Consider the following 1,639-nt stretch of genomic DNA (forward strand, 5'->3'; position numbering starts at 1 on the left):
GGAGCCCGCCGCCCGGGCGGCCGACGGCGCGAGCGCCGAGCGGAACGCCGAGCCGTCGGGCAAGGCCACCGCCACGGCCCGCCCGACCGCCACGCCGGCTGTGCCGCCGGCCGACCGGCCGTCCGCCGAGCCGACCGCCCAGCCCGCGCCCTCCGCGGAGCCCGCCCCGTCCGCCGAGCCGGCCAGTACGTTCGTACCGCTGCGCGGGACCGACGTACCGCCGCCGCCCGCCGAGGCCGAGCGGACCCGGCAGCAGCCCATGCCGCCGCTGCCGCCGCTCGATCTGCTCGCCGAGCTGACCAACACCCCGCCGCCGCCCGAGACGCCCGTCCGTACGGCCGTCCGGCGGGTCAAGATCTGGACGCCGCTCGTCCTGCTCCTGCTGATCGTCTTCGCGGTCGTCCAGGCCCTGCGGCCCCTGCCCGCGCCCGAGCTGGCGCTCTCCGGCGACCCGACGTACACCTTCGAGGGCGGCAAGCTCGATCTGCCGTGGCCCGACGAGGGCCAGGGCGGTGCCGAGGTCGAGGGCGTCGGCACGATCGGTATGTACGGCGAGCAGAAGCCCGCGCCGATCGCCAGTGTCGCCAAGGCCATGACCGCCTATGTGATCCTCAAGGAGCACCCGATCAGCGGCGACGAGGTCGGCCCGAAGATCACGGTCGACAAGCAGGCGGGCGAGGAGTCCAACCGCCCGGACGAGTCGACGGCGCCGATAGAGGAAGGCCAGCAGTTCACCCAGAAGCAGATGCTCCAGCTTCTGATGATCCCGTCGGGCAACAACGCGGCACGGCTGCTCGCCCGCTGGGACGCCACGTCCGAGGAGGCCTTCGTCGAGAAGATGAACGCCGCCGCCAAGGACCTCGGCATGACGAACACCACGTACACGGACCCGAGCGGTCTGGAGGCCAGCACGGTCTCCACCGCCGCCGACCAGCTCAAGCTGGGCAAGGCGGTCATGCAGAACGATGTGTTCCGCGAGATCGTGAACACGCCCCAGATAAAGATCCCGGGCGTCGAGCCGATGATCTACAACAACAACCGGATCCTGCTGGAGCCCGGTGTGAGCGGGATCAAGACCGGCTCCTCGACACCGGCCGGCGGCAATCTGCTCTGGACGGCGGACACGATCATCGACGGTGAGAGCCGGCGGATCATCGGTGCGGTGATGGGCGCCCAGCAGGGCGCCACCCTGGACGACAAGCTCCAGCTCTCGATCGACAACAGCCTCAAGGTGATCAGGGCCGCGCAGGAGGGGGTCACCTCCGCCGCCGTCGTCAAGAAGGGCGAGGTCGTCGGGTACGTCGACGACGGGCTCGGCGGCCGTACGCCGGTCGTCGCGGCGAAGGACCTGAAGGCGGTCGGCTGGGCCGGTCTCGATGTGAGGCTCAAGCTGGGTGTGGTCGCCGGTCGGCAGGTTCCGCACGCGGCGGGGGCGGGCACGGTGGTCGGCGAGCTGACCATCGGGTCGGGCTCCGGTGAGGTCTCCACGCCGGTCGCGCTCCAGAAGGACCTGGCCGAGCCCGGCTTCGGAGCGAAGCTGACGCGTATCGGCTGAGCCGCGGCCCGGCCCGGCCCACAGGCCCGGCCCGTACCACCCGAGGTCATCCGAGGTCATCCGAGGAGGGTGTCCGCACCGGCG

The 1,639-nt window shown here is 71.8% G+C and carries 1 protein-coding gene; it reads left to right on the plus strand.

The window, feature by feature from the left end:
* Nucleotides 1-1,555 (plus strand): D-alanyl-D-alanine carboxypeptidase family protein (locus BFF77_RS26945; RefSeq protein WP_141698537.1); only part of this gene is annotated, 1,555 nt, incomplete at its 5' end.
* Nucleotides 1,556-1,639: the final 84 nt, after the last annotated feature.

Source organism: Streptomyces lushanensis, assembly GCF_001700515.1.
GTDB classification, from domain to species: domain Bacteria; phylum Actinomycetota; class Actinomycetes; order Streptomycetales; family Streptomycetaceae; genus Streptomyces; species Streptomyces lushanensis.